This is a genomic window from Hyalangium sp., from assembly GCF_045802625.1.
GTDB lineage: Bacteria > Myxococcota > Myxococcia > Myxococcales > Myxococcaceae > Hyalangium.
Genome location: NZ_JBJMQP010000186.1, coordinates 1 through 3576 on the forward strand (window position 1 = coordinate 1; position 3576 = coordinate 3576).

The window sequence follows — 3576 nt, forward strand, 5'->3', positions numbered from 1 at the left end:
ACCACGCTCTACCAGTGGACGCAGGAGCGCGACTTCCCCGCGCTGCCGGTGGGCCAGCTCGAGGTGGAGCAAATCACCAAGGACCTGGGGACCTTCAAGCTGCGCGGGCTGGTGTTCCCCATCCCCGCGGACGATGAGGTGCGCGCGGACGTGGAGGAGGCCGCCGGCAAGACGGGACGCAACACCCCGCTCAAGGCCGTCAACGCCGCGGTGGCAATGGGCTACGAGGTGCCGGAGGCGCACAACGCGTACACGGGCTTCATCCTCTACAGCGACAAGGATGCGGAGTTCACTCGCTTCGCGGGCCTGGTGAGCACGGGCGACGGGGACACGGCCCACCCGTACATCCCTGAGTCGGCGGGCGCCAACGCCCGCAACCTGATCGCTGACTACAAGGTGAAGGGCGAGGAGAGGAACGCCGAGGGCGTCATCCGCCACGTGGCCCTGGCCAACCCGGGAGCGGTGCAGGACACGGAGGGCTTCGAGACGCGGGGCTCCCCCATCCTGGACCAGGTGCGCCACGCGCTCTCGGCGTAAGGCCTCTCACAGCGCCTGGAGCCACTGAGGCCCGGGCGCCCCTCTCTCGTGCTGCAGGAGCTGCGCGCCGATGAAGCCCTATGTCCCCGTTCTCATAGTCGTGGCGGCCGCCGCAGTGGGCGGCGCGCTGCTGCTCCACAAGAAGAAGGCTCCCCCGCGCGCTCCTGCCGCAGCTCCCGTTGAGGACAGGGCTGCAGCGAAGGCCGGCGCGGTGGCTCCCATCGCCGTCCCACCTGCTGTCACCACTCCGCCGGCGCCGCCTCAACTGCCCCAGCTGCCGAAGGCCGCGGGGACGGTGCTGGCTGGCATTGCCGTCAACAACGCCGTGGGCGACGTGGTGGAGAAGTTCGCTGGCAAGGGCGCGGGGGATGTGGCGCGCCTCAACATCACCACCGCGGTGCCACTCGTGGCGGCAAAGGCCACGGAGAAGGTGCTCGCGAAGGTGGGGCTGCCTCCTTCGGTGTCGAAGAATGTCGCGCAGACGGTGGGCGTGGCGGCCCTCATTGGCCCCCCTGCCATCCCCATCAAGCTGGGCGCAGAGGCCATCAGCAAGGGCATTGCCCTGGTGGCGGGGAAGAAGGCTGAAACCACCGTGCGCAACGCGGTGAGCAAGCTGGATCCGACCAAGCCTGGGTCCATCGTCAACAAGGTCGCCGTGAAGCCCGTGGCCTCCATCGTGAAGGGCATCGGCGGCCTCTTCGGAAAGAAGAAGTGAGATGAACACCACAACCGCAATCGTCATCGTCGTGTCTGTTGGGCTCGCCACTGCTGCGTACGTGCTGATCAAGCGCAGCCACGAGAATCCCGCGCCAGTCCAGCTGCAGCCGGTTGTGTACGGCCCGAGCCCGGGGAGCTCGATGCCGGTGCACGGCGCCTCTCCTGCGCAGTCCTCGCCTGTCAACACCATCACCAACATCGCCAGCAGCGCGGCGAAGGCGGTGAACACGGCCAAGGACCTGTTCAACCAGGGCAAGAGCATCTTCAACACCTTCAAGGGCCTGTTCTAGCCACCACACGCAGCGCCACGGAGACACCACATGAAGATCGAGTACAAGACGGCTGACCAGGACGGGAAGTTCACCCTCACCGCAGGCATCGGCTTCCTCGTCGCCCCTCACAATGGGCCAGCTCTCTTCCCCATTGAAGCGCACCCCAACGGCGCGGCCAACGCCAGTGACGTGTTGACGGAGGTGCGTGAGATCAAGCGCGGGCCGTTCAGCAAGATGGAGTTCTGGGGGGCCACGAAGGGAAGCACCTGGCTCTGCTACACGCTCGAGAGCGACGCTGACAGCGCTGGCCCCGCCGCTCCAGCGGGCATGCAGAAGCTTTGCAGCGCCTCCCTGGAAGATGGCGAGACCTTCACAGCGAGCGCCAGCCCGTTCTTCATGGACGGCATCATCGACAAGGACGGCCTCAACGGCTTCACTCCGGACTCCGAGAAGGGACGCTTTGACGTCCGGCGCTTCCGCGGGGTCAAGGCGGTGCTGCTCAGCGAGAGCGGTGTCGCCACTGTCGGAGGGCACTGCAAAGTTGGCATGAGGCTCCTCTCGACGTTGGGCACGACCAACGATCCAGACTTCGCGTGGGCAGGAGGAGCAGGCGCGGGCTTTGACCTCGCCAGCGGCGGGGGCACGGGCGGCTGCTTCTCGATTGATGTGGGTGACACCGTGGCTGAGGTGGCCACCACCTACCGCACGGGCCGCAACGGCCGGTGGGCCTACGTGCAGCCGTTCGTCCAGGTCACCACCGCGGATGTGAATGTCAACGGCCTCTTCCAGATCGACCTCTGGGGCATCCCCTAGCCATGGCCGGCGCGACCGAGCAGGAGCGCGCGCAGATGGATAAGGCCGAGAAGCTCCTGGAGGACCAGGTGCTCGCGGCCGAGAGGTGGGCGCTCGTGGTGAAGGCGCAGTTCTTCACCACGGACGCCCAGAAGGCCGCGCTCAAGGCCATCGCCGACGAGCGCGTGCGCTTCAACACGTGGCGCTCAGCCTGGAAGGGCTGGGCCCTGCAAGGCCACGAGCCGGATGGGTACCCCTACGCAGTGAGCTTCTGGCTGCGCATTGGGGATGACATTGCCAGCGCGCTGAAAGCCTACTCGGACGGGCTCTACAAGGGCTCGCTGCTCGCCGTGGTGGTGAACACCACCACGCAGACGGCCAAGGACATTGCCACCCCGAGCGCCTGGCCCACGGCGCTCAAGGTGGTGGTGGGTGTGGTTGCCGTAGTGGTTGTCATCGTCACCGTCAACAACGTCGCCGGCATCGCCCGGGCGATCCGAGGCTGAACATGTTCCACAACCTCTCTCACTTCGAAATGCTCCAGTTCATCTCGGGCCTGCTCGGCTCCTTTGTCGGCGGGCTCTTCTTCATCCGGAAGATGAAGCAGTCCCTCCCCCAGATCGCGGCCGACCTCCTGCGCCTGCTCGGGCCGCTGCTGCGCGAGCTCCTGGCCGACGAGGTGAAAGAGCTGGTGGCCGAGGAGCTGCAGCCCACCCATGCGAAGCTCGCCTCTCTCAAGGCGGACCACGATGTCATCGCGGGCTCGGTGCAGCGCCTCTGGGAGAGAGAGCGGGCGCGGAGCTCGCCGTGAGCCGCGGGGCACTCATCGCGGTGGGGGTGGCTGTGGCGGCCGCTGTGGTGGCCGCCGTGGTGCTGCTCACCAGGAGGGCGAGCCTCACGCTCGAGCAGCTGCGCGCCATCATGCCCAACCTCACCGTGGCGAAGGCCCAGCAGTACCTGGAGCACCTCAACGCCGCCATGGGTGAGGCGGGCATCACCAGCAAGCCCCGCATGGCGGCCTTCCTCGCGCAGCTGGCCCACGAGAGCGCCGAGCTGCGCCACTTCGAGGAGCTGGCGAGCGGCGCCGCGTACGAGGGCCGTAAAGACTTGGGCAACACCCAGCCAGGAGACGGCACCCGCTACAAGGGCCGTGGCCCCATTCAGCTCACCGGCCGCGCCAACTACCGCGCCGCCGGCCAGGCCCTCGGCGTGGACTTGGAGGGCAACCCCACCCGGGCCGCTGAGGCTGACGTCGGCT

The 3576-nt window shown here is 67.4% G+C and carries 7 protein-coding genes; all 7 read left to right on the forward strand.

Annotated features, from left to right (window positions below):
• Positions 1 to 537 (forward strand): hypothetical protein (locus tag ACJ8AT_RS31285; RefSeq protein ID WP_407741600.1); only part of this gene is annotated, 537 nt, incomplete at its 5' end.
• A 70-nt stretch (positions 538 to 607) separates the two neighbouring features.
• Positions 608 to 1252, forward strand: a complete 645-nt coding sequence (locus ACJ8AT_RS31290) for a hypothetical protein (RefSeq protein WP_407741601.1) — start codon at positions 608 to 610, stop codon at positions 1250 to 1252.
• A gap of 1 nt (position 1253) precedes the next feature.
• Positions 1254 to 1544: a hypothetical protein gene (locus tag ACJ8AT_RS31295; RefSeq protein ID WP_407741602.1), complete on the forward strand. Its 291-nt coding sequence runs from the start codon at positions 1254 to 1256 to the stop codon at positions 1542 to 1544.
• 30 nt (positions 1545 to 1574) lie between these two features.
• Positions 1575 to 2339, forward strand: coding sequence for a hypothetical protein (locus tag ACJ8AT_RS31300; RefSeq protein ID WP_407741603.1), 765 nt, complete (start codon positions 1575 to 1577; stop codon positions 2337 to 2339).
• Between the two features lie 2 nt (positions 2340 to 2341).
• Positions 2342 to 2824, forward strand: a complete 483-nt coding sequence (locus ACJ8AT_RS31305) for a hypothetical protein (protein WP_407741604.1) — start codon at positions 2342 to 2344, stop codon at positions 2822 to 2824.
• Between the two features lie 2 nt (positions 2825 to 2826).
• Positions 2827 to 3129: a hypothetical protein gene (locus ACJ8AT_RS31310; protein ID WP_407741605.1), complete on the forward strand. Its 303-nt coding sequence runs from the start codon at positions 2827 to 2829 to the stop codon at positions 3127 to 3129.
• The coding region (locus ACJ8AT_RS31315) for a glycoside hydrolase family 19 protein (protein WP_407741606.1) at positions 3126 to 3576 on the forward strand (451 nt) is incomplete at its 3' end. The genes ACJ8AT_RS31310 and ACJ8AT_RS31315, both read left to right, overlap by 4 nt.